Source organism: Flavobacterium hauense (assembly GCF_054457175.1).
Map to the genome: position 1 here is coordinate 1 of NZ_JBTKVX010000026.1, position 24,441 is coordinate 24,441.

Annotated in this window: 19 protein-coding genes; 11 read left to right on the forward strand and 8 right to left on the reverse strand. The window is 38.3% G+C overall.

Annotated features, from left to right (window positions below):
* The coding region (locus ACX0HA_RS15710) for a beta strand repeat-containing protein (protein WP_458846256.1) at positions 1-3,044 on the reverse strand (3,044 nt) is incomplete at its 3' end.
* 157 nt (positions 3,045-3,201) lie between these two features.
* Positions 3,202-3,444 carry a hypothetical protein gene (locus tag ACX0HA_RS15715; protein ID WP_458846257.1) on the reverse strand — a complete coding sequence of 81 codons (243 nt, stop codon included), beginning with the start codon at positions 3,442-3,444 and terminating at the stop codon, positions 3,202-3,204.
* A 388-nt stretch (positions 3,445-3,832) separates the two neighbouring features.
* Here ACX0HA_RS15715 and ACX0HA_RS15720 point away from each other — a divergent pair, with 388 nt between their 5' ends.
* Positions 3,833-6,850, forward strand: coding sequence for a sensor histidine kinase (locus tag ACX0HA_RS15720; RefSeq protein WP_458846258.1), 3,018 nt, complete (start codon positions 3,833-3,835; stop codon positions 6,848-6,850).
* On the opposite strand, the gene ACX0HA_RS15725 is transcribed toward ACX0HA_RS15720, so the two are convergent.
* Entirely contained in the window at positions 6,847-7,452 is a 606-nt protein-coding gene (locus ACX0HA_RS15725; RefSeq protein ID WP_458846259.1) for a response regulator transcription factor, read from the reverse strand. The two genes, ACX0HA_RS15720 and ACX0HA_RS15725, sit on opposite strands and share 4 nt — an antisense overlap.
* A gap of 193 nt (positions 7,453-7,645) precedes the next feature.
* Between ACX0HA_RS15725 and ACX0HA_RS15730 the strand changes: the two genes are divergently transcribed.
* The 9 genes from ACX0HA_RS15730 (at position 7,646) to ACX0HA_RS15770 (ending at position 16,590) form a co-directional block, all read left to right on the forward strand.
* Entirely contained in the window at positions 7,646-8,233 is a 588-nt protein-coding gene (locus ACX0HA_RS15730) for a hypothetical protein (protein ID WP_458846260.1), read from the forward strand.
* Positions 8,234-8,362: 129 nt separating this feature from the next.
* Positions 8,363-9,244 carry an SDR family oxidoreductase gene (locus tag ACX0HA_RS15735; RefSeq protein ID WP_458846261.1) on the forward strand — a complete coding sequence of 294 codons (882 nt, stop codon included), beginning with the start codon at positions 8,363-8,365 and terminating at the stop codon, positions 9,242-9,244.
* Between the two features lie 162 nt (positions 9,245-9,406).
* The gene (locus ACX0HA_RS15740) at positions 9,407-11,203 is read left to right on the forward strand and encodes a T9SS type A sorting domain-containing protein (RefSeq protein WP_458846262.1); all 1,797 of its coding nucleotides are present in this window, start codon (positions 9,407-9,409) and stop codon (positions 11,201-11,203) included.
* 136 nt (positions 11,204-11,339) lie between these two features.
* Positions 11,340-12,116: a ParA family protein gene (locus ACX0HA_RS15745; RefSeq protein ID WP_458846263.1), complete on the forward strand. Its 777-nt coding sequence runs from the start codon at positions 11,340-11,342 to the stop codon at positions 12,114-12,116.
* 4 nt (positions 12,117-12,120) lie between these two features.
* A complete protein-coding gene (locus ACX0HA_RS15750; RefSeq protein ID WP_458846264.1) occupies positions 12,121-13,020 on the forward strand; it encodes a ParB/RepB/Spo0J family partition protein in 900 nt (299 codons plus the stop codon).
* Complete coding sequence (locus tag ACX0HA_RS15755; protein ID WP_458846265.1) at positions 13,020-13,595, forward strand: DUF5683 domain-containing protein; 576 nt, start codon at positions 13,020-13,022, stop codon at positions 13,593-13,595. Before ACX0HA_RS15750 ends, ACX0HA_RS15755 begins: the two co-directional genes overlap by 1 nt.
* A gap of 3 nt (positions 13,596-13,598) precedes the next feature.
* Entirely contained in the window at positions 13,599-14,297 is a 699-nt protein-coding gene (dapB, locus tag ACX0HA_RS15760; RefSeq protein ID WP_458846266.1) for a 4-hydroxy-tetrahydrodipicolinate reductase, read from the forward strand.
* Between the two features lie 46 nt (positions 14,298-14,343).
* Complete coding sequence (lepB, locus tag ACX0HA_RS15765; protein WP_458846267.1) at positions 14,344-15,870, forward strand: signal peptidase I; 1,527 nt, start codon at positions 14,344-14,346, stop codon at positions 15,868-15,870.
* Positions 15,871-15,981: 111 nt separating this feature from the next.
* Entirely contained in the window at positions 15,982-16,590 is a 609-nt protein-coding gene (locus ACX0HA_RS15770) for a WbqC family protein (RefSeq protein WP_458846268.1), read from the forward strand.
* Positions 16,591-16,593: 3 nt separating this feature from the next.
* On the opposite strand, the gene ACX0HA_RS15775 is transcribed toward ACX0HA_RS15770, so the two are convergent.
* Genes ACX0HA_RS15775 through mutL form a run of 4 tightly spaced genes read right to left on the reverse strand, consistent with a single transcriptional unit; the run spans position 16,594 to position 21,265 of the window.
* Positions 16,594-17,628, reverse strand: a complete 1,035-nt coding sequence (locus tag ACX0HA_RS15775) for an endonuclease/exonuclease/phosphatase family protein (protein WP_458846269.1) — start codon at positions 17,626-17,628, stop codon at positions 16,594-16,596.
* 29 nt (positions 17,629-17,657) lie between these two features.
* Positions 17,658-18,557 carry a rhomboid family intramembrane serine protease gene (locus ACX0HA_RS15780; RefSeq protein ID WP_458846270.1) on the reverse strand — a complete coding sequence of 300 codons (900 nt, stop codon included), beginning with the start codon at positions 18,555-18,557 and terminating at the stop codon, positions 17,658-17,660.
* Positions 18,558-18,560: 3 nt separating this feature from the next.
* The gene (locus tag ACX0HA_RS15785) at positions 18,561-19,379 is read right to left on the reverse strand and encodes a rhomboid family intramembrane serine protease (protein ID WP_458846271.1); all 819 of its coding nucleotides are present in this window, start codon (positions 19,377-19,379) and stop codon (positions 18,561-18,563) included.
* Entirely contained in the window at positions 19,376-21,265 is a 1,890-nt protein-coding gene (mutL, locus tag ACX0HA_RS15790) for a DNA mismatch repair endonuclease MutL (RefSeq protein ID WP_458846272.1), read from the reverse strand. Before mutL ends, ACX0HA_RS15785 begins: the two co-directional genes overlap by 4 nt.
* 149 nt (positions 21,266-21,414) lie before the next feature.
* Between mutL and ACX0HA_RS15795 the strand changes: the two genes are divergently transcribed.
* On the forward strand, positions 21,415-23,853 hold the full coding sequence (locus ACX0HA_RS15795) for an RNA-binding domain-containing protein (protein ID WP_458846273.1): 2,439 nt from the start codon (positions 21,415-21,417) through the stop codon (positions 23,851-23,853).
* Positions 23,854-24,130: 277 nt separating this feature from the next.
* Here the strand turns inward: ACX0HA_RS15795 and ACX0HA_RS15800 are convergent, their stop codons facing one another.
* Positions 24,131-24,439: a DUF3467 domain-containing protein gene (locus tag ACX0HA_RS15800; RefSeq protein WP_458846274.1), complete on the reverse strand. Its 309-nt coding sequence runs from the start codon at positions 24,437-24,439 to the stop codon at positions 24,131-24,133.
* Positions 24,440-24,441: the final 2 nt, after the last annotated feature.

Consider the following 24,441-nt stretch of genomic DNA (forward strand, 5'->3'; position numbering starts at 1 on the left):
GCTCCGATAAGTGAGAAGCTGCCGTCGTTGTTCTCTGCAAGTTCAAAGTTACCCAACTGTGTGTTCGTGTTGGCTACAATCTCATCGATTGCTCCCTGAACGTCTGTTGCTGCAAGGCCTGATACGGTGTTGCTGAATGGTAGTGCGCTTGCATTTACATCGATAGTACCAAGGCTTACACCTGCATTATCAGTGAAAGTGTACACTCCGTTGCTTACGCTAAGGTTTACTTTCGATGGGTCAAAAGTTACAGGTGTACCGTTATTGTTGTCAAAAGTATAGGTGCCGTCCACATTAGCTGTAAGGCTGCCTTTCTGAATCGTTGACAATACTGTTGTACCGTCTGCTCCGATAAGTGAGAAGCTGCCGTCGTTGTTCTCTGCAAGTTCAAAGTTACCCAACTGTGTGTTCGTGTTGGCTACAATCTCATCGATTGCTCCCTGAACGTCTGTTGCTGCAAGGCCTGATACGGTGTTATCTATACTTACATTTTCAGCTTTTACTGTTTGGTAAGTTACAGTACCGTCAGCATTTACTGTAGCGACCTTGTTCACATCGGATGCATCTGCTCCTAATTTAACTGCCGTTACAGCACCATCCTGAAGTTTTGCCGTAGTAATTCCACTATCAGCAACTTTTATTCCGGCAGCGGCAAGTAAAGCAGCTACACCTCCTGTTACTTCAATAGAACCATCAGATGCGGCAAGGTTTTCCCCACCAAACTGCACATCTGCTCCGTTTCCATTAGTAAAGGTGTATTTACCGGTAGCAACATTATAAGAAAGATCAGCTTTATTAATAGTTCCTAAATCCGAACCATCAGGAGCCACAAGAGAAATTGTACCATTAAAGTTATCTTTTAACTCAAGGCTGTTTACCTGATTTGTTATTTTTGTATTCAGCTCATCAATACCTTCTTGCACAGTTGTCGCAGTAAGACCTGATGTTGTATTGTTATAAGGTAGAGCACTCGCATTTTTATCTATAACAGTAGTAACTCCAGCCTCATTTGTATAAGTATAAGTACCGTCGTTGTTATTTACAAGAGTAGTCACTATGTTAATTGCCGATAACGGAACTGAAACCTCAACTCCATTACTGTCTGTAAGCACTAATGAATCATCAAGGCTGTTGCCTGGTGTTGCATTGTTGTCTATTGTAAGTGTAGCATTGGTAGCGCCAAGTGCAGAAAGAGCAACAGATACTGTAGCACCTTCGCTATCGGTAAGGACAAGGTTTCCAGCAGCTACACTAAGGTCAGCATTCGTTGTGTTTGTAATCACCGTTGCAGTACCAGCCTCATTCGTGTAAGTATAAGTACCGTCGTTATTATTTATAAGGGTAGTTACAATATTAATTGCTGATAACGGAACTGAAACTTCAACTCCGTTACTGTCTGTAAGCACTAATGAATCATCAAGGCTATTGCCTGTTGTACCATTATTATTTATCGTAAGCGTTGCATTTGTAGCACCAAGTGCAGAAAGAGCAACAGATACTGTAGCACCTTCGCTATCGGTAAGGACAAGGTTTCCTGCAGCTACACTAAGGTTAGCATTCGTTGTGTTTGTGATTACGGTTGCAGTACCTGCCTCATTCGTATAAGTATAAGTACCGTCGTTGTTATTTATAAGAGTAGTTACGATATTGATTGCTGATAACGGAACTGAAACCTCAACTCCGTTACTGTCTGTAAGCACTAATGTGTCATCAAGGCTATTGCCTGTTGTACCATTATTATTTATCGTAAGCGTTGCATTAGTAGCACCAAGAGAAGAAAGAGCAACTGATACTGTAGCACCTTCGCTATCGGTAAGAACAAGATTTCCTGCAGCTACACTAAGGTCAGCATTGGTTGTATTTGTAATTATTGTTGCAGTACCAGCCTCATTTGTATATGTATAAGTACCGTCGTTGTTATTTATAAGAGTAGTTACAATATTAATCGCCGATAACGGAACTGACACCTCAACACCGTTACTGTCTGTAAGCACTAATGTATCATCAAGGCTATTACCCGGCGTTGCGTTGTTGTCTATTGTAAGTGTAGCATTGGTAGCTCCAAGTGCAGAAAGAGCAACAGATACTGTAGCACCTTCGCTATCGGTAAGAACAAGGTTTCCAGCAGCTACACTAAGATCAGCATTCGTTGTGTTTGTAATTACGGTTGCAGTACCTGCCTCATTTGTATATGTATAAGTACCGTCGTTATTATTTACAAGAGTAGTTACAATATTAATCGCCGATAACGGAACTGACACCTCAACTCCGTTATTATCAGTAAGCACTAATGTATCATCCTGATTATTAGTTGTTGTACCGTTATTATTTATTGTAAGTGTAGCATTAGTAGCTCCAAGAGTCGAAAGAGCAACAGATACTGTAGCACCTTCGCTATCGGTAAGAACAAGATGACCTGCTGCTATACTCAGGCTGGCATTAGTTGTATTTGTAATTACTGTTGCAGTACCAGCCTCGTTAGTATAGGTGTAAGTACCATTATTATTATTTACTAAAGTAGTTAGAGTTTCAGAAGCCTTAATTGCTGCATCAAGATCGATCACTGTATTTAACCCATTTTCGGCTGTATAGGTTAATGTTTTTGTAGCAGGATCATAAACCAGGTAAGTCAGAGTTTGACGACCCGGAATATCTATTGTAGTAACTGTTCCATCACTATTTACATAAGTATATGTACCATCCCCATTATCAACGATAATTGATTCAGCAGGCGGAGCCGGATCGTCCCTGTCTTCATCATTCAATAATCTGTACCATTTATTGACATTCCAATAGTAGTAGCCAGGTTTGATGTTAGCATTGGTAGTGATATTGTACACTAATAAACTCTGCACATTACCCGTAGTAATTGTAGTAGTATCAGTTGTACTGGTTAACTGAACCTGTGGTATTAAAACACCCTTATCTGCCGAAACTATCTGAAGCTGAGCAGAAGGATTAGGGTTATTAGTACCTATACCCACCTGAGCGCTTGCCGTATAGGCGCCCATAAGTGTTAACAATGCAGGTAATAGTTTTTTCATCGTCATTAAAATTTAATTATTATTGGGGGTATGCTAATTATTTTTCTTATTTCGTTAATGCCAAAGCACCAAAACTTCATATCGATGTGACAAGCACAACAACATAACTTAAAACCAAATAACAAAAACTGCCCTTGTGTAATTAAATCCCTTCGTATCAGATATAGCGAACTATATCAGCATACCATTGATAAGACTCTAAAGCCGATGAACCTGTTTTAAAACAGTTATCAGAAACAATTGTAGAATGAGGGGTAGAAATACAAAAAGCCTCACCCGCAGTTGCCGTTTGGGCAGGGTAAAGCTCTGCGCCCGTAAGCGCGGTTTCTCCTTTATTCGAGATTGAAATAAAGAGTAATAAAAATAGAATAGTATACTTTGGGGGCAGCTTACTGTTCATTTTAATTGTAAATTATTATGCAAAGATGCGACAAAATTCTTAATTAAACGTTAAATGCAACTAGAAAATGCTTCATCCTTAGAAAATTGGACATAGATAAACTATAGACAGACAACGTTATCGGTTACTAACATACACAGGTCAAATGTATGAGAACCAAGCTTTAAAATAAAAAAAAATCGGTTAACTTATCATTACTATCGGTAGACACACTATTAATTTAAAATTCTTAAGCAAACCCTTACAAACTCAAACATGAATATCAAATCTCACCTATACCCTATCACATATTATTCTTTGAGCATAAGAGTTTAATTTTTTTTCATCAATCCTGAATATATAAAAGAGTACTTTAGTATATTTGACCTACTATCCTCCTTAATCAACAATGATTTTTCTTAATAAACCATATCTGAGGCTTCTGATATTTTTAGTTATCAGCCATATTTCTTTTGGACAGGAAAACTATCATACAGAATGGTTTTCTGCTGACAGTAAGCATTTACCTCAAAACAGCGTAAAATCTATTACGCCTGATAAATATGGTTACATATGGCTATCTACCGAAAACGGAGTCGTTAGGTACGATGGACAAAACTTCAAGACATACAATTCTGAAAATATAAAAGGCCTTAGCTCAAACAGAATGCTGCTCTTTGCCGGCAGCATCAAAAAAGACAGTATCATCATATTAAATGAAAGATCGGAAATATTACTGATAAACAAGAGAACCGTAAAAAGCCTGGACACAGTAACTCATAAAAAATTCTTTGTAGTATTAAGTCAGGATGCCTACCTCATAAACAGAAACATTTCTTCAAGAAAAAGCAAAAAAATTGCTTTCTCTGTAAAGGATCAGACGTACACTTTCTCTATGGACAGCATGAGCCTGTATAATTCTAATTATAAACTATCGATACAAAAAAAATTTCCAAACAATGATTCTATTCAGTTTTTTGTAAGCTCAGGTAATCTGTATACATTAAATAAACGAAATGAATATTCTTTATTCTCAGAGATAAATCAGAGTTATAAAAAATTTGGAACCGGCTTTACCAAAAAGATTAAGCTATATTCAAATGATATTGCCCAACAAACATTTTTATATTCTGATGACAAACTGTTTTTCTTAAAAGAAGTAAACGGACAAATTAAAGCACAGCTTGTTTTCAGTAATTTTAATTTTCAGCATAACAATATAGTCTCTGCCTATTATGATGAGATAAACAACATACTATTTTTAGGAAGCACCAACAAAGGGCTTTTGGTTGTAAAACCCAACGACTTTAGCCATAACAGTACAATTCTGCATCACAGTACAGGCAGTGACGATGTATATTATGCCCTTACCAAATTTGATAACAGCAACGTTCTCGCTTCAACCGGAGAAATTTTCGGCACAGATGGAACCACTAAACTCATAGACATTGGCGGTTACACCGATAAATATGTCGTACTGCTTGATAAGAATGGTGATGTCTGGACTAAAAAAAATAATTTCCTGTACCGGTTCAGTAAGAAAAGTAACTTTAAAGAACATCAGCAATGGGAATTCGAAAATGTAATTAACCGGCTGACAAAAAGCAGCGATGGCAGTATTTACATAGGCATAGGCTTATATAATAAAGTACCAAACAAAGGGGTGCTCTACATTATAAACCCCAACGAACAAAGCCCATCACCAAAACTACTGTTAAACCTCGACTTCCCTCCATCAGACATCTTGGAGATCAACAAAAACAAACTTTGGTGCGGAACATGGGAAGGACTTTATGAGATTAATTTAACCACAAAAAAGACACAAAGAGTTAAAAGTGTTGGAAAATCGCAGGTGAGGAATTTCTATACTCCTAAAACCGGAGAAACATGGATATGCACGTACAACAATGGTTTTTACCTCTACAGGAATGGAAAGATAACCCACATGCCAAAAGACAGGAATGGATATCTGTTGACAGCCCATTGTATCCTGGAAGACAAGCAGGGTTTTATGTGGATAACCACCAACCAGGGGTTGTTTGTGGTTAAAAAACAAGACCTTTACAACTATGCCGACAATACATCTAAACAGGTGTATTACCATGCCTATAATAAGAGTTCCGGCTTTCTTAATAATGAGTTTAATGGCGGCTGTAGCCCTTGTGGAGTCAACTTAAATAATGAGACAATCTTTTTTCCATCAATGGATGGTGTAGTATATTTCAATCCTGAAAACGCCCAGAAGAGACAGCCTTCGGGCGACATTTTCTTAGATCACGCCGAAGCAGACTCTATAGTATACCACGATACGCAAAATTTAGCATTTAACCGAAACTTTGGAAAAATTAAGTTCTTCATTAGCAGCCCATTCTTTGGAAATCCTTACAACCAGAACATTGAATCGCGACTTGAAGGACCTGTAGGCCAGGACTGGACGCCTTTGACAGAAAACAATGTTTCCTTCTCTACCCTGCCTCCCGGAGAATACAAATTACAAATAAGAAAACTTTCGGGTTTTGGCTCCAAATACATTTATAAAGACTATTATTTTAGCGTAACTCCCGCTTTTTGGCAAACAGGATGGTTTACTGCATTACTTATAGCATTAGGTGTACTGGTTATCTATATATCTGTTAAACTAAGGATCCGCTACATTAAGCATAAGAATATTCAACTGGAAAAACAGGTAGTATTAAGAACTCAGCAGCTACAGTCTACAGTAGTTACCTTAAGAAAAACTAAAGAAGACCTGAGTGTGCAGGTAAAAAACCACAAGAACCTTATTAAGACCATAACACACGACATTAAAAGTCCGCTTAAGTTTATAGCCATAACAGGTAAATATTTATATAACAATCTTGAAAAATCAGGAGTTATAGAAAAAAACGATGTCAAAGCAATACATACTTCGTCATCGCAATTATATCACTTTGTAGACAATTTTCTTGAGTATGCGAAAGAAACCGACCTGAATAACAGCGAATCAGAACCCTATTCTCTACATACACTGGCACATGAAAAGATAGCCTTTTTTAAGAATATAGCTACCGCCGCAAAAACGACCCTTAAAAATGAAACAGATGCCCATTTATTCATAACCGTAAACAGGCACCTCTTATCTATAATACTGCATAATCTTCTTGATAACGCACTTAAAAACACTTTTGGCGGGACTATATCTATAAAGTCGATAAAGAACGACAACAGTATTTCAATAAGCGTTACCGATACCGGTAAAGGAATGAAACCCGAAATGGCAGATTACTACAGTGATCTTTTTAAAGGCAAACATGAGCCAAAAAAACAAAATGGCATGGGACTTCACATGATTGCAGAGCTTTCTGTTATTATTGCCGGTAAACTGACAATAACATCTATAGAAGATAAATCTACTACCATCACAATATCATTTACTCAAAACAATTAGCTCTTATAATGCCAGTATTTTTCGGCCATTGCCAGAACATTGTTAACACCCAGCTTTTCGAATATCCTGCTCTTATAAGTACTTACTGTAGACATACCTATTCCAAGTTTATTAGCTATTTCAAGATTACCTTCGCCTTTAACCAACATCCCTGCAATCTCCTGCTCCCTAGCTGATAGTGTATCTAAAGGATTAATATCTTTTGAAGCAACAACATCAATAGATTTTGAAAAGTAGACACCTCCATTTACAACCTCATTTACAGCTTCAATAATCTTATCTTCGGAACTCAGCTTATTTATATAGCCCTGTGCCCCCGCCTGAAGATAACGCAAAGCATATTGCTCTTCTTCATAGGCCGAGAACATAAGTATTTTAAGATCCTTTTGCAGCCCACGCACATCGGCTATCATGCTGACATTATCGCCTCCCGGCAAATTGATATCCAGCAACAAAAGGTCAAATTCAACATCTTTAACAAAGTTGAGAGTTTCATAAAAGCTATCCGCATGCTCAACTTCTACATGGTCAAAAGTATCTTTTAACATTAATGAAACACCTTGTCTCACCACGCTGTGGTCATCTGCTATTAAAATTTTCATGCTCGATCTATTTAGTAGTTTTGGAAGGTTGAAGATAAAACACTTATTTGAAAGGTAAAGAGTTAAAAAATGAATAATTTTAACATTAACATTAATCACCCCTCAACATATTAGTTATCAACACTTTCACAATTTACAAATTTTAGTTACATTTATATAGTTTTAGGCTAAAATTGCTTTTAACTTCATGATCATGAAATCTTTCTTCTATTTTATTTCAATCATTCAGGCTCTTTTAGCAACCAATATGGCAGCACAAAGCTTAATAAAATGCAGCGATAAAACATCATATTGGATAATTCCCGACAGTAAAAAAAACTATGCCATTAAGCTTACAGGCGACATAGACCTGAGCAGCCAGCATGATATACTTAATGTAAATGATATGGCTTTGCAGTATACACTTATAAGCAAACAGCAATACTCTGGCAAAGCAGATAACGACAAAACAATACTATTGTCATATATTGCAGGAGAAACAGATTATTTGCGCAGTAAATTTCGCCAGCATTCTTTTGATGTTTATCCCGAAGTACTACTTCTTAATTCAGACAAAACAGCTGTTTTTTGGTATTTTTATCTACCCGATGACAAAAATAAAGAAGTAAAAGCGCAACTATTTATTAATACAATTGAAGAAGAAACTATATTTGGCCTTGGAGCTCCCCTTTTTACAGAAAATGAGTTTGATAGTGTAAAGTCTTTTCTTATTGAAACCCTGTCTTCTTTAACTACCGTTAAAAATCCGGAATTATTATGCAACAATACCATCAAACAATAACTTTAGCAATCATTAAGCAAGACCTGATGTATGCACATATAACACATGGCAACGCTAATTTTTTAATGCCTTAAAATATACAATGCATGCATAATATTTAATACATTTACAAAACTTAAAAAAATCATCATGGCATATACTGATAAAATGTTAAGGGATAACGCCCTCCAGGATAAAGTGATAGTAGTTACAGGCGGAGGCAGTGGCCTTGGCAAATCGATGACAAAATATTTCATGGAACTTGGAGCCAGGGTAGCCATTACTTCACGTGATCTTGAAAAACTGCAAACAACAGCAAAAGAGCTTGAAGAAGAGACAGGAGGTAAATGCCTCCCTGTACAGTGCGATGTGCGCCATTATGAAGAAGTAGAAAATATGCTTCAGGTAGTCCTGGCAGCATATGGAAAAGTTGATGTGCTATTGAATAATGCAGCCGGAAACTTTATATCTCCAACAGAACGTTTATCTGCTAATGCCTTTGACACAGTAATTGACATTGTACTTAAAGGTTCTAAAAACTGTACACTGGCTTTTGGAAAACACTGGATTGACACCAAACAGGAAAAATCGACTATACTAAATATAGTAACGACCTATGCGTGGACAGGATCTGCCTATGTTGTCCCGAGCGCAACGGCTAAGGCCGGTGTACTCGCCATGACACGCAGCCTCGCTGTAGAATGGGCTAAATACGGAATACGCACTAATGCGATAGCACCGGGCCCCTTCCCAACTAAAGGCGCGTGGGACAGATTATTACCGGGCGACCTCAGGGAGAAATTCGACCTGGCAAAAAAAGTACCTTTAAAACGCGTGGGAGATCATCAGGAACTGGCCAATATTGCCGCTTACCTTGTTTCTGATTTCTCTGCTTATGTAAATGGCGAAGTAATTACCATAGACGGTGGCGAATGGCTAAAAGGTGCAGGGCAATTCAATCTTCTTGAAGCCATTCCTGAAGAAATGTGGGATATGCTCGAGGCTATGATTAAGGCAAAAAAGAATAAATAATTTTTCCCCATAATAAAACGCTGTAATACTTAATTGTGATTACAGCGTTTTATTATACCCGACATTTTCTTACATCTATTTTTTAATTTATTTATATTAAGTCTAAATAAATTAATATATTTGCCCTGAAATTTTATTCTTAATAAATCTAAATAAACACCCATGAAGAAAATTCTACTTTCAGCAGGATTACTTTGTTTCTCGCTGGCTGCTATGGCTCAGGACTGTAGCGTACCGGTAGGAACCCTTAACCAAAGCTTCTCTACGTTTGACCAACAATCTTTTCCACAGAAATGCTGGACAGCAAGCCACGTACATCCTAACATCTACGTAAACAATGCTGATGCAGGAACTCTTAGAAATGTATCATTCTATTCAGGTGACACACCAAACACACCTTTTTACCTTGTAACTCCGGAACTTAGCACAATCGATGGTATCCACGCATTATCATTTGACGCATTTGCACCTCCGGGAGCACCTGGAACTGTAACAATACAGGTAGGAACACTAACTGATGCTGCAGATTATACAACTTTTGCAAATGTTGGCGAAGTGATAACTCTTGGAGCAGCTTCTACACCTTATACTAATATTCTCATTCCTACATCTGAGACTGCAAAATTCATCGCTTTCAAAGTGATTGCAACAGGAGCTCATAATGTAGCTAAACTTGACAACGTTAAATGGAAAGGCGTACCTGCTACATGTACTGTACTTGAAACCCTTAACGAAAATTTCAGCAATTTTACAGATGATGATTTAACTCTTAACTGCTGGTCAAAAAATGCAGGTGTTCCAATGTTCTTTATCTCTCAGGAAGAAGACAATGACAACAAATATGCTAACTTCTACTCTTTCACAAGTCCAAATGTAGATGGCTACGTAGTTACACCTGAACTTTCAACTATAGATGGTAACCATCAGCTTACTTTCGATGCTGGTATGGATGCCGGAACAGCAGAGGGGTCATCAGCTACAATTCAGGTTGGTACACTTACAATCGCTAACGATTACTCTACATTCGTAGCAGTAGGTGATTTAATTACCCTTGGAGAAAACCAGTCTTACACAAGACAGATCGCAGCTTCGGAAACAGCTAAATATATTGCTTTCAGATTCAGTGGAACTCTTGAACACACTGCTGCAATGCTTGACAATGTAGTATGGGACGTAACTCCTACAGTTTGTGCTGCTCAGGAAACACTTAACGAAGACTTTACTGACTTCGTAATGACTACTACATCTGCAGATGCATTTCCACAAAACTGCTGGAATGCTTATGGAGCTGCACCTGCAGGACCATGGTTATATACTGCACAAACAACAGATGCAAGCAACCAGTATGCTGTTTACTACACACACATGGGAGGTGCAAATGTACCGGGTTACTTTGTTACACCTGAATTATCTACAATAGACGGAAACCACACACTTTCTTTCGATGCTTACAAACTTGGATTTAACGGCAGCGTTCCTCCTGGTAACGTAACAGTACAGGTAGGAACACTTACAGACCCTGCTGACCTTACAACTTTTGAAGCTGTAGGAACTGCAATAACTTTAACAGGAACAGTTGAAACACATGGCAATATCGCTATCCCTGCGTCAGCAACTCAAAAATATGTTGCATTCAAATTCCTATCAGATTCAGCTACAAGTGCAGCAGCTCTAGACAACGTAAAATGGTCTGAAACTGTTACAGGTATTGAAGACCTTAACAAAACGTCTTTCAGCATCTACCCTAACCCAACAGCTGACAGAAATGTAACTATCAGCCACAATCTTGAAGCAAACGGCACAGTAAACATATATACCCTTACAGGTGCTAAAGTATTCTCTGGTGAGCTAAACCAAGGTTCTCAAAACCTTAATCTTTCAGCTCTTTCAGCAGGTATGTACATCGTGAAAATTGAATCAGGAAACTATTCAGAATCTAAAAAACTGATTGTACAATAAGCTACAAACCAGTCAGCCATACTTTAAAAGCCCCACCCTTTGGCGTGGGGCTTTTTTATTTGTCTAATGTTAACAAATTCCATTTTCATAAACCATAAATAATTGTATTTTTACGGTTCAAAATTTACAAACATAAATGGGTAAGATTATTGCCATAGCCAACCAAAAAGGCGGCGTAGGAAAAACAACGACTTCTGTAAACCTTGCAGCAGCGCTTGGAGTACTGGAAAAAAAGGTATTATTGATAGATGCTGACCCTCAGGCAAATGCCAGCTCCGGCCTTGGCATTGATGTAGAAAGCATAGAGATAGGTACTTACCAGATACTGGAACACAGCAACACGCCAGAGGAGGCTACTATAGAATGTTCAGCACCCAATGTTTGGGTAATACCTGCACACATAGACCTGGTAGCTATCGAAATCGAGCTTGTAGATAAAGAAAACAGGGAATACATGCTTAAACAGGCGCTGGAAAGCGTGAAGGACAAGTATGATTATATCCTTATTGACTGTGCTCCTTCACTGGGACTACTAACCCTGAATGCCCTTACAGCGGCAGATTCGGTTGTTATTCCTATCCAATGCGAATATTTTGCCCTTGAAGGACTTGGAAAACTATTGAATACGATAAAAAGCGTACAAAAAATACACAATCCGCAGCTTGACATAGAAGGCCTGTTGCTTACCATGTATGACTCACGCCTACGCCTGTCTAACCAGGTAGTGGAAGAGGTTCAGAAACATTTCCACGACATGGTATTTGACACCGTTATACAACGTAACGTTAAGCTTAGCGAAGCGCCAAGTTTTGGCGAGAGCATCATCAATTATGACGCAACAAGCAAGGGAGCAGTAAATTACATCAACCTTGCAGAGGAGATCATTAAGAAAAACACAGTAGTACAAGAGTAGGTTTATGACAAAAGCAATTAAAAAACAAGCACTGGGCAGGGGTTTATCAGCATTACTAAAAGATCCTGAAAACGACATCAAGTCGGTTGAGGATAAAAATGCAGATAAAGTTGTTGGTAATATCATTGAGCTTGAACTTGATGCCATTGAAATAAACCCATTTCAGCCGAGAACCAACTTCAACGAAGACACGCTGCAGGAACTTAGCACATCAATCAAAGAGCTTGGTGTGATACAGCCTATCACCGTAAGAAAGCTGGACTACAACAAATACCAGCTGATTTCGGGTGAGCGACGTCTTCGCGCTTCTAAACTTGCAGGACTTACTACAGTACCTGCCTACATCCGTATAGCAAACGATAACGAGTCGCTTGTAATGGCGTTAGTTGAAAATATTCAGCGCCATGACCTGGACCCTATAGAGATAGCTCTTTCTTACCAAAGGCTTATTGACGAGATACAGCTTACACAAGAGCAAATGAGCGATCGTGTAGGTAAAAAACGTTCTACTATTGCCAACTACCTTCGCCTTCTTAAACTTGACCCGATAATCCAGACCGGCATCCGCGACGGGTTCATCAGTATGGGCCATGGCCGTGCTATCATCAATATTGAAGACCACGATGCGCAGGCAGATATTTACCAGCAGATCGTTAGCGGGAATCTTTCGGTTAGAGAAACTGAGGCATTGGTGAAAAATTATCACGAAAGCCTGTTGCCATCTGCGCCAAAAGCAGTTAAGAGCAGCTCATTTGCAGTTGAGGACGAGCAGAAAAAAGCATTTACAGGTTTCTTTGGAGCAAAAGTTGACGTAAAAGTTGATGGTAAAGGAAAAGGAAAGATCACCATCCCTTTTCACTCAGAAGAAGACTTCAACAGAATCATTAAACTTATAAACGGTTAGTGAAGAAGCTGTCATTTATATTCATATCTGTTTTCCTGCTTTTATCATTCAGTGCAAAAGCACAGGACGAACAAACGCTTGTTATAGAAAAAGATAGCACAAAGCTCCCTCAAAACTACCCTCCCCCTAATCCGCTTGCTCCGGCAAAAGCCGCATTTTACTCGGCCATCTTTCCCGGCGGAGGGCAGATATACAATAAAAAATACTGGAAAGCACCCATAGTATGGGGCGCGATGGGAACTACCATAGGTATCTATGCCTGGAATAATAAAAAATACCACCAATACAGGGATGCTTACAGAGACTTGCTGCAAGGTAAGACGCTTACAGGTGAACTAGCCGGCATTAATGATCCGGACAGGCTTATACGTGCCCAAAAAGGCCATCAAAAAAACCGTGATCTTTGTGCACTGCTTACAGCAGGGCTTTATATCCTGCAGATTGTGGAAGCAAATGTTAATGCCCACCTTATGCAGTTTAACGTTAACGAAAACCTGTCGCTTCGTCCGCAAATGATTCAGGGCGATACAGATTACAAGTATAATATGGGGTTAAACCTCAGTTACCAATTTTAAGACATGAAAATTGCATTATTAGGCTACGGAAGAATGGGCAAAGTGATTGAAAGAATCGCTCTGGAAAGAGGCCATGAAATAGTATTGAGAAAAAATGCCGATGATACATTTGACGGCCTTGAAAATGCCGATGTGGCCATAGATTTCAGTATTCCTGATGCTGCTGTAGGCAATATCTCCGCTTGCCTTAACGGAAATATCCCGGTAATATCGGGCACGACGGGATGGCTGGAACATTATCATGATATGGCTCAGCTATGCGAAGATAAAAAAGGGGCTTTTATTTATGGTTCAAATTTTAGCCTTGGCGTAAATATCTTCTTTGAACTGAATGACTACCTTGCTAAAATGATGTCAAACCTTAAGCAGTACAAAGTATCTATGGAAGAGATACACCACCTGCAAAAGCTTGATGCTCCCAGCGGAACTGCAATATCACTGGCGAAAGACATCATTACACATTCAGACTATTCTAGCTGGGCACTTGAAAATGCCAAAGCCGACGAAATACTAATCGATGCCAAACGCGAAGAAGGAGTTCCTGGTACACACAGTGTGTTCTATGATTCGGAAGTAGATTCTATCGAAATAAAACATACTGCCCATAGCCGTGAAGGTTTTGCATTTGGAGCAGTTGTGGCCGCAGAATGGATTTTTGGCAAAAAAGGTGTCTATACAATGAAAGATGTTTTAGGTTTATAGTAACATTTTTACAAGAAAGTATACATATATATAAAATTTACAGACGATGACACTATTACAATGGTTTATATTTTTCCTTGCTGTACAGGTAGTACACTTTTTAGGAACCTGGAAATTGTATGAAAAAGCAGGCAGGAAACCGTGGGAAGCCGCAGTACCTGTTTATAATGCAATGGTATTGATGCAAATCATTGGCAGGCCGCGCTGGTGGACCATCCTGCTATTTGTGCCCATCGTAAATCTTATCATGTTCCCTGTTGTATGGGTACTTACACTAAGCGTTTTCGGTAAAAAATCATCTACTGATAAAATTATTGGTATAGTTACGCTTGGATTATATATCTATGCACTAAACTACAGCGGAACTGCAAAATACAATCCCGAAGAAGAAACAAAAGACAGCACCCTAAGCTCGCTTTTGTTTGCAGTTGTGGTTGCTACAATTGTACATACATATATAATGCAGCCATTTACCATCCCTACTTCTTCATTGGAAAAAACTCTATTGGTAGGCGACTTCCTTTTCGTGAGTAAGTTCAACTATGGTGCGCGAACACCCATGACCACAATAGCTGCACCAATGGTACATGACAGTATACCGGTAATTCATAAAAAATCATACAGTAACTGGCCTCAGCTGCCTTACTTCAGGTTCCCCGGATTTGAAAAGGTGCAAAAAAATGATATCGTTGTGTTCAACTGGCCTATAGATACTGTTACCAACTGGAAAGACAACCATAGTGTTGGCATTAGAAAGCCTATTGATAAAAAATCAAACTATGTAAAACGTTGTGTGGCTACTCCTGGGGATGTTTTCTCGCTTAAAGACGGATTGGTTTACATAAATGGTAAGGAACTTATACTTTCTGACAGGGCTAAACCTCAGTACTCTTATTTTGCCATTGTTGAAAAAGGTACAGCGATCAATGAACAATATCTTCAGAAAGAACTGGATGTAACTGACGGCCACGGACCAATAAACGACAGTACGTATGTTTTCTATTCGCTGACAAAAGACAGTGCCAAAAGGCTAAGAAGCTATCCGGGCGTAAAATCGGTAACGAAGCGTCAGGTTAAAGCAGGCGATGAAGGAACCGCAATCTTCCCACACAGCAAGCCAGAATGGACAGTTGATGATATGGGGCCAATAACCATTCCTGAAAAAGGAAAAACAGTAGAGCTTAACAAAGAGACACTTCCTTTCTATAAAATGATCATTAAGGAATATGAAAGCAATGACCTTAAGGTTAATGGTGATGAGATTCGCATTAACGGACAGGTGACCACTTCATATACTTTCCAACAGAATTACTACTGGATGATGGGTGATAACCGCCACAATTCTCAGGATAGCCGCTACTGGGGCTTTGTCCCTGAAAACCATATTGTAGGCAAGCCGGTATTCATCTGGATGAGCCTGGACGGAAAGATGAAACCCCGTTGGGAGAGATTCTTTACTACAGTAGGAGGCGACGGTGCACCGGTATCTTATTTCAAATATTTCCTTGGTGCTCTTGCACTTTGGTTTGTAGGAAGTTATTTCTGGAAAAAGAAAAAGGCTAAAGAAGTATAGTTTAATTTAAAGATTATTCAATTTGAAGATTTGAAAATGATCACATAGGTCACTTTCAAATCTTCTTAGTTTTATCCAAATAAACAGATTCAACACATCACCAAATCAACAATGATATTAATACACCCTACATACTTCCCATCTATCAGTCATTTTGTGTCGATGGTTAAAGCTGATGCTATAACTTTTGAGGTGGAAGATAACTTCCAAAAGCAGACCAACCGTAACAGGATGTATATATACAGCCCTAACGGACAGCAGCTATTAAATATTCCGGTGAAGCATAGCAGCAAACCAAATCAAAAGTTCAAAGACACTAGACTTGAACATGCTTTTGACTGGCAGAAACAGCATTTTAAATCGCTTGAAGCCGCTTACAGGACTTCACCCTTCTTTGAGTACTTTGAAGATGACATAAGGCCTCTGTTCGAAAAAAAACATGAGTTTATGATGGATCTGAATTTTGAAGCTATGGAAATAGTAACATCATGCCTTGGAATGGATTTGTCTTATGCTAAAACAAGTGAATACTTTCATGAAGCGGAAGGTTTTCAGGATTACCGCCATTTGGCAAACGGCAAGAAAGACATTGCTCAATTTGAACCTTATACGCAGGTATTTGAAGAGAAACATGGCTTTATCAACAATCTTAGCATTCTTGACCTGCTATTCAATGAAGGCCGTTATGCAATGGAGTACCTGAAGAATCAGGAATTATAATTATTACTCTTCTTCTTTCTCGAATGCCAGGCGTGTCATTACCGGAAAATGGTCTGAATTGGCAAATGTGTCGAATGTAGTATACTGCTTAACGTCTAAGCTCTTATCCGTAAAGATATAATCTATCCTCGCCGGATAGTATTTATAATTATACGACTTCCCAAAGCCTTTACCAGCCTCTTCAAAAGCATCTTTCATCTTGCCTTTTACGCTTCGGTAAACATAAGAAAAAGCGCTATTGTTAAGATCTCCGCATATTATCATCGGATAATGGCATTCATTTTTATGTTTTTCAAACAATTCGGCCTGCAACTGCTGTTTCTTAAAAGCATCACTCAACCTGCCAAATATAATTTTAGACTTTTCTTCATCTAAGGTTTCGTGGATATCCGGACTAATTTTTACCGACTGCATGTGCATACTGTAAACCCTTAAAGTATCCTTCCCTTTTTTGATGTCTGCAAACACAACATTATTCCCTGATTTAGGGAATTCTATATAGCCACTGTCGATTATGGGATATTTAGATAGTACCGCCTGCCCTGTTAGTCCTGAGCGTCCAAAAATGAATTTATGCTTATAACCGGGAAATTTTACATTTCCACGTTTAGTATATTCCTGCAGGCATACGATATCAGCATCCTGTTCGGTCACAAAATCTTTTATCTTTTGGGGAATATTGCCATCAGGAAGCCACTCATAGAGATTGAACATCCTTACGTTATAGCTCATAAGTGTAAAATCAGCTTTATCTTCGGGCAGGTTTTTGGATGAGAACCTGTAGCACTTGCTTACAAAAGTTATCCCTAAAAGCAATACCAGTCCTGATAGCAGCATTTGTCGCTTAGTCTGTAAAAGCCAGTAAATGAAAAACAAAAAATTAAGGACAAGCATCAGCGGCATTACAAGTGTAAATACCGATAATATCGGGAAAAGCTTAGGCGCCAGAAACGGCAGTATATAGGCAATGAATGTCAATACAGTCAACACTATATTGAGCACAAACATCAACTTATTAAACCCTGACAGCTTTTTCATATTCTTTGCTTCAATCCAAAGCTAGTTAATTATTTTCCAACTTTAAATAAAAATTCCTTTTCTTCTTTGGTCAGGCTGTCATATCCTGATTTACTTATCTTGTCCAGTATATCATCAATCTGTTTTTGCGTAATATCCTTTTCGGGCTTAGCAGCCGCCCTTTGTAAAGGGGCAGTGTTTCTGTGTACTGCTTTAAATGGAGTCTTCTTGCCCGGCTTAAAAATAGTGGCAAAAAAATCAAGTGTAGCCGATACAGCTTTAGTAAGATCGGTCCCGCTTTGAAGCAGTTTAATGTATATAAATCCAAAAAAAGCACCCGCAATATGCGCCAGGTGTCCGCCTGGATTTTCGATGGAAATATTAATTAGGTCAATTACCAGTAAAACAAGTGCTATATGCCATAGCTTAACATTGCCTATAAGCAAAAGCCTCACCTCATAAAGCGGCGAATATGTAGTTACAGCAAACAGAATAGCCATAACAGCAGCAGAAGCACCTGTGAGCCCTGCAACATGACCCGTAAAAGCCGGTATAAAAGAATATCCTAAAATATAAATAATCCCCGAAAAAATAGCCGAAAGCAGATAAACTCCTAATAATTGTTTTTGCGTAAAGAAAGTTAAGAACAGTCTCCCTACAAAGAACAGCATCATCATATTGAACAGCAGATGGAAAAAACCTGAATGCAGGAACGAATATAGTACGATGGACCATGGTTTCCAGGCTAAATCGGCAATATTGCTTGAAAGGCTGAACCAGTCGCCTGAATAATAATTACCTGACCAGTCGAATGCAGAAACATCGACATGAAAAATTTTGCATATACTGAACAGTATTACAGGCAAAAATAATCCTATATTCCAGTAGATAAGCTTTTGCGTAATGCCGCCTATCCTGTATTCCATTTTTAAATCGTCAATAATACCCATGGGTTAATTCCAGCGATTTTGGTTAAAACTGTTCTTTTTCCAGTACCACATCATGATGAAGCCGATAAGTGCTCCTCCAAGGTGTGCAAAATGGGCAACGCCATCGCTTGCTCCTCCAAAAATAGACTGCCCGCGTAAACCCATGAATAGATCGAGCGCCAAAATTCCGGGAACAAAGTATTTGGCTTTAATTGGGATAGGCACGAACATCATCATAAGTTCGGCATTAGGGAACATAAACGCAAAAGCGACCAACAACCCATAAATTGCACCTGAAGCACCTACCATAGGAACCTGGTTTTGTTTTGCAGCGTCAAAAAGAGTATTAAAATGCTCCTGAGTAAACATACTGGCTTTACCGCTATTTTCAATTATGGGTTTTATCTCATTTAAGAACATATCAGGCCTGTAGTGCATCCCATCCTGTGTAGTTAGATTTAATATATCATGGATCTTATCCGATGGCAGATTTAAATCAGCTACACCTTGCAGTAATTGCTGTATTTCGATATAGTTAATACCCAAATGCAGCGCTGCTGCTCCTAATCCGCATGAGATATAGAAGAATATAAACTTCTTTGCTCCCCACATTTGTTCAAGTAGTCCCCCAAAAGAGAATAATGCAAACATATTGAAAAGGATATGCATTAAGCCACCATGCATAAACATGTGTGTGATCAGCTGCCAAATCTGAAACTTATCGCTTGTTGGCGCATGCAGTGCCAAATAATCGCTCGCGGGCTGACCAACAAGGTAGCTGCCAACAAAAAACAAAATATTGATAATGATTAACTGCTTAACAGTCTCCGTAATACGCATCATATAGCAAATCGTTTATCTAAATCTTCCACACTTACCGTGATGAAAGTTGGTTTATTAAAAGGTGATACTCCCGGCTCTTTGCAGGCAAAAAGCGAGTTGACCATATTTTCCTGTTCTTTTTCAGACATTACAATACCTGTTTTAATGGCCAGGCTTCGCGCCATCGACTTCGCAATGCTGTCAGTCTGACTGAAGCTGCTGTCAGGCACTTCCTGCTGCAGGTCGTTGATAAGTTCTTCCAAAAGGATAGAAACCTCACTCTCGGCCACATTTACAGGCAATCCGGACACCACAATATGGTCACTGTTGAACTCAGCAAAAACAAAGCCAGTATTTTCCAAAGCACCACGCATTTCTTCAACGAGATCCAGTTCTGTTTTATTGTAATAGAGCATTAACGGAAATAAAAGCTGTTGGCTGGCGGCATGGTGTACGGTTATACTGGTAAGGAACTGCTCATACAGTATGCGTTGGTGCGCCCTTTTCTGGTCGATGATCAACAGTCCCGACTTTATAGGGCTCACAATATATTTTTTATGAATCTGGTAGGTCTTCTGGACCGCCTGCTCCACTTCGTGGTCATTGAATAATGAACCGGTAACTTCTTCCGATTCGAAGCTCATCTCGCTAACCGGAGTTAATTCTTCAGCAGCTTCGGTCAGCCCTGTATAAAGGCTTTCCCATACAGGAGCTTTTTCTCTTTTGAATGACGGAGAAAAGCCTCCGCCAGATGAAAATGAGGATGATGAACCCGAGCTTGTCCTGACTTGTTTTTCGTCGGCAAAGGGGTTGTATGACCTGTCTACCTGAACTATGGGCATTACTGCCTCTTTACTTTCGTAAGTGTAAGGCGTGTCCAGATTGGCATCACGGTCAAAATCGAGTACCGGAGCCACATTAAATTGCCCAAGGCTGTGTTTTATCGCCGAACGAAGTATGGCATAGAGCGCATGCTCATCGTCAAACTTAATTTCTGTCTTGGTAGGGTGTATGTTGATATCAATGGTATTCGGCGGTACATCAAGGTATAAGAAATACCCCGGCTGCGAACCGTCTTTCAGCAGGCCTTCGTATGCAGCCATAACTGCATGGTGCAAATAACCACTCTTTATGAAACGGTCGTTCACAAAAAAGAACTGCTCTCCCCGGTTCTTCTTAGCGAATTCAGGTTTGCAGACAAATCCCTGTATGGTTACGATCTCGGTCGTCTCACTGACCGGAACGAGCTTTTCATTGGTACGTCCGCCAAAGACATTCACAATGCGCTGGCGCTGGTTAGAGCCAGGCAAATTAAACATCTCACTGCCGTTATGATACAACAGGAAACCGATATTGGCATGCGCCAAAGCAACGCGCTCAAACTCATCTACGATATGGCGGAACTCCACCGTATCACTTTTCAGGAAGTTACGTCGTGCGGGTATATTAAAAAACAGATTTTTTATGGAAAATGAGGTTCCTTTCGGGAGCACAGCAACATCCTGGGAAATGAATTTGCTACCCTCAATAATGAGGTGCGTACCCAGTTCGTCCTGCTCCTGTTTGGTTTTCAGCTCCACATGTGCAATAGCCGCGATGGATGCCAGTGCCTCCCCCCTAAAGCCTTTGGTATGCAGGGAGAACAAATCTTCCGCATGGCGGATTTTAGAGGTAGCGTGGCGTTCAAAACACAGTCGTGAATCGGTAACGCTCATGCCCTTTCCGTTGTCTATTACCTGAACCAGGGTCTTCCCGGCATCCTTCACAACGAGTTTAATCTCAGTAGCGCCGGCATCAACAGCATTTTCAAGCAATTCCTTAACAATGGAAGCCGGCCTTTGCACCACCTCTCCGGCAGCTATCTGGTTGGCAACGTGGTCAGGAAGTAATTGAATGATACTGGACATGGGAAAAGGGAGATGTATTATTGGTTAGCTTCAAAGTTAAGGAAATATTGTTGATGGGGAAATACCTTGAGAAAGTAAACAAGTAAAAATACCTATTAGCAATTTAACATAATTTTGTAAGTTTACTTCCCAACAGCCAATTTAAGATTATGATAGATAAACTAAACTTAGTGAGTAAGGAGAAGATTGAGGAAATTAAAAAATTAAATATTAAATCTGAAAAAACAGATTTGGACTTTAAAGAAATTTTTAAAATATCCGATAGTAAATCAAGAGCAGAATTTATAAAAGATGTAGCTGCTTTTGCAAATTCTAAAGGAGGATATATTATTTATGGCGTAAATAATAATTATGATTGGGTCGGTCTTGATGAAAAAAGTGATGAAAATATTGATGAGGCAAATATTTCAAATATAATTGACGAATTTATTGATGGTGAAATCGAAATCATAAGTAATATTATTGAAATCGAAGGTCTATATTTCTTTATTCTATATGTTGAGCCATCAAATGTAATATTGCCATTTAAAAAAGATGGACAATATCAAAAGAAATCTTGGGGCAAAACTACAAAACAAATTAATACTACAATTTTTAAAAATGGTGATGTATATTGTAGAAGAGGAAGTCGATCTATAAAAGCGGATAATTTATTTTATCGCAAAAAACAAAATCAATTTAAAATCATTGAAAATGTCTTAGAGCAAAACACTTTGTACAATGAATTTATTGGTAGAAAAGAACATATAAAAGAAATTTATACTAAGCTAAACAATGAAAACAACCGAATCATTCAAATAGATGGAATTGGAGGTATTGGAAAAACGAGCTTTGTACATTATTTTTGCAAACAACTAATTACAAACGAAGATTTTACAAACAATTTTGAATTTATAATTTGGACAAGTTCAAAGAGAAATAAATATACTCCGGATGGTATAAAATCATTGACTGAATATGTATCAAACTATTCAGATTTAATAGAGGATCTCTATAAATTTATAGAAGAAAATAGCTTAGGCAGTGAGAATGACACCTCTGATAATGAAAAAAATGTTATTGACTTCCTTAATAATAATACTGTCCTATTAATTGTTGATAATTTAGAGACATTAAATGATCCTGATCTAATTTCATTTCTAGAAAAATTTCCATCTAGTTCAAAAGCAATTTTAACAACTAGGGAAACACTCGGGGATTTTTTCATGGCTAGAATTAATTTAAATGGTTTTAAAGAAGAAAAAGAATTTCCAGATTTTTTAAATTCTCAATATAAAAACTTTACAGGAAAAGACACGTTATTTACTGATAGCTATAACGCTTATTTAGCTGAACTTTATAAATATACCAAAGGAATGCCGTTAGCTGGACAACTGATTACCCATCAACTTGCTATGTCGACTCCAATGGAATCAGTAATCCAAAATCTAAAAAGCGGTGAAGCTTATCACGATATATTGACGTTTTGTTTCCAAGGATCCATTGATAAATTGTCAGAAGCAGAAAAACAAGTACTTTATATACTGTCACTATCAGAAAAAGAAGAATTATTAACCGCAGATGACATTAGATATATTTCTGAAATGAACAGCGACGAAATTGGTTTTAAAGCCCTTCCCCAATTAGCTAAAATTTCATTATGTTATTCTCAAATGACAGATTCAGGAGAGGTCGGTTATACTGTGCCACATTTAGCAAAAATATACACGAAAAACTTTTTAAAATTAAATAACGAAAAAAATATTCTTGAAAAATATGAATTATTCACTCAAGAACGTAAGACTTTTTTAGACGGTGATCTTAATCATAAATTATTATTCAGATCAAATGCGAGTAATCACCAAGAAAAAGTTGCTGCAAATCAAGCTAGGCAAGCACTCTATATATCTAATTTAAATTACGATATAGCTAAAGAAACTATTGATGAATTGATTAAGCACAATAGTAAATTCCCTTTTTTATATTTAATTAAAGGAAAAATATTAGATAATAGTTTTTATTCAGACGCATACGAATTAGCAAAAAAAGAATTTCTCATTGCTATTGATTTAGATCATGAATTTTTGGAAGCATTTATTGAACTTGGATTTTTAGATTTAAAGAATAGAGTAGGTAAAAGTAGAACATCAAGAGAAATAATAAAGACTTCAATAGGGTACTTTGAAAAAGCTTTAAAAATAGACCATTTAAACCATAGAGCACATCATGGCCTAGCTCAAGCATTGTCAGCACAATCGAAAGATATCAACTATTTTCACAACAAAAATGAAAAACATATTAAAGCCAATTTGGCTAATGATCATTTTGAAAAAGCTTATCACAAGTCCGATTCACTAACACCAACTCAAAAACATTCAAATGCAATAAACGCATTTAATCATACCCTAAATTATTATACAAACTTGAGAGACTATAAAGAAGCATATCGAATTTGTAATTTTGGATTAACTTTCGAGCCTAATGACATGAAATTACGAAAACTTAAAGATGAGCTTGAATTCAAAGTAAATCCAAAGCAATATACACAAGATAAGCTTAAAGAAAAAGGTTGGATTAAATCTAAAACATCTAATAAAGTAACTGACTAGAAATGTTTTAAATTGAATAGTTTAACCGAACCCATAAAAAGCTTCGGAGAAGCGACATATTTATAGCTCAAATACAAGCAAAACACTTGAGCTCCGGAGGAGCGACATATTCTATGTCGCTCCTCCGGAGCTCTTTTTATATCTTTTCAGCATAACCCTATAAATATTCCGCCTCTCTGAGGCTGCTCATAAATCCGTGATAATATCATATGATACTATCGTCTCACAACAAATCATAAAAAAACCCTTTCATTACTGAAAGGGTTTTCTATTTTTATTAAGCTTGTCCTGCTGGACCAAAGGTCAAAGGAATAGCGGGTGTTTCCGTGTCGCTTATCTGCCCATGTGTGCTTTCAAAGCGGTGGATATTTTCACCCAGTGCCTTTAGCAGCCTTTTGGCATGCTGAGGCGTCAATACAATGCGGGATTTCACTTTTGCCTTAGGCGTACCCGGCATAATGCTTACGAAATCCACAACAAATTCAGAAGCTGAATGGTTGATGATAGCAAGGTTACTGTAAGTTCCCTCTGCTGTTTTCTCATCAAGTTCGATCTGAAGCTGTGCCTGATTATTTTGATCACTCATTG

Excerpts from the sequence above, each read along its gene's own strand:
- ACX0HA_RS15720 (WP_458846258.1), top strand. The coding sequence starts at position 3,833 with ATGATTTTTCTTAATAAACCATATCTGAGGCTTCTGATATTTTTAGTT.
- ACX0HA_RS15775 (WP_458846269.1), bottom strand. The coding sequence starts at position 17,628 with ATGAAAAAGCTGTCAGGGTTTAATAAGTTGATGTTTGTGCTCAATATA.
- ACX0HA_RS15800 (WP_458846274.1), bottom strand. The coding sequence starts at position 24,439 with ATGAGTGATCAAAATAATCAGGCACAGCTTCAGATCGAACTTGATGAG.
- ACX0HA_RS15740 (WP_458846262.1), top strand. The coding sequence starts at position 9,407 with ATGAAGAAAATTCTACTTTCAGCAGGATTACTTTGTTTCTCGCTGGCT.
- ACX0HA_RS15730 (WP_458846260.1), top strand. The coding sequence starts at position 7,646 with ATGAAATCTTTCTTCTATTTTATTTCAATCATTCAGGCTCTTTTAGCA.
- ACX0HA_RS15735 (WP_458846261.1), top strand. The coding sequence starts at position 8,363 with ATGGCATATACTGATAAAATGTTAAGGGATAACGCCCTCCAGGATAAA.
- ACX0HA_RS15745 (WP_458846263.1), top strand. The coding sequence starts at position 11,340 with ATGGGTAAGATTATTGCCATAGCCAACCAAAAAGGCGGCGTAGGAAAA.
- mutL (WP_458846272.1), bottom strand. The coding sequence starts at position 21,265 with ATGTCCAGTATCATTCAATTACTTCCTGACCACGTTGCCAACCAGATA.
- ACX0HA_RS15715 (WP_458846257.1), bottom strand. The coding sequence starts at position 3,444 with ATGAACAGTAAGCTGCCCCCAAAGTATACTATTCTATTTTTATTACTC.
- ACX0HA_RS15785 (WP_458846271.1), bottom strand. The coding sequence starts at position 19,379 with ATGATGCGTATTACGGAGACTGTTAAGCAGTTAATCATTATCAATATT.
- lepB (WP_458846267.1), top strand. The coding sequence starts at position 14,344 with ATGACACTATTACAATGGTTTATATTTTTCCTTGCTGTACAGGTAGTA.
- ACX0HA_RS15780 (WP_458846270.1), bottom strand. The coding sequence starts at position 18,557 with ATGGGTATTATTGACGATTTAAAAATGGAATACAGGATAGGCGGCATT.
- ACX0HA_RS15795 (WP_458846273.1), top strand. The coding sequence starts at position 21,415 with ATGATAGATAAACTAAACTTAGTGAGTAAGGAGAAGATTGAGGAAATT.
- dapB (WP_458846266.1), top strand. The coding sequence starts at position 13,599 with ATGAAAATTGCATTATTAGGCTACGGAAGAATGGGCAAAGTGATTGAA.
- ACX0HA_RS15750 (WP_458846264.1), top strand. The coding sequence starts at position 12,121 with ATGACAAAAGCAATTAAAAAACAAGCACTGGGCAGGGGTTTATCAGCA.
- ACX0HA_RS15725 (WP_458846259.1), bottom strand. The coding sequence starts at position 7,452 with ATGAAAATTTTAATAGCAGATGACCACAGCGTGGTGAGACAAGGTGTT.
- ACX0HA_RS15770 (WP_458846268.1), top strand. The coding sequence starts at position 15,982 with ATGATATTAATACACCCTACATACTTCCCATCTATCAGTCATTTTGTG.